The 206-nt window shown below is 59.7% G+C and carries 2 tRNA genes; both read right to left on the bottom strand.

Going from position 1 to position 206, the window contains the following annotated elements:
- Nucleotides 1-76: transfer RNA gene (locus tag HU720_RS24080), tRNA-Ala, on the bottom strand.
- 53 nt (nt 77-129) lie between these two features.
- A tRNA-Glu gene (locus HU720_RS24075) sits at nt 130-205 on the bottom strand.
- Nucleotide 206: the final 1 nt, after the last annotated feature.

Below are 206 nucleotides of genomic sequence, written 5' to 3'. Positions count from 1 at the left end.
TGGTGGAGCTAAGCGGGATCGAACCGCTGACCTCCTGCATGCCATGCAGGCGCTCTCCCAGCTGAGCTATAGCCCCGGATTTTTAGCCTCGCGGCCCAGCGACATACTTAAACATCGCTTGTGTAAAACTGGCGTCCCCTAGGGGACTCGAACCCCTGTTACCGCCGTGAAAGGGCGGTGTCCTAGGCCACTAGACGAAGGGGACG

The organism is Pseudomonas sp. SWRI51, from assembly GCF_014268825.1.
In the GTDB taxonomy this organism is placed as follows: Bacteria; Pseudomonadota; Gammaproteobacteria; order Pseudomonadales; family Pseudomonadaceae; genus Aquipseudomonas; species Aquipseudomonas farsensis.
The sequence above is the reverse complement of the archived record's forward strand: the minus strand, read 5'-3'. Positions and strand labels throughout refer to the sequence as shown.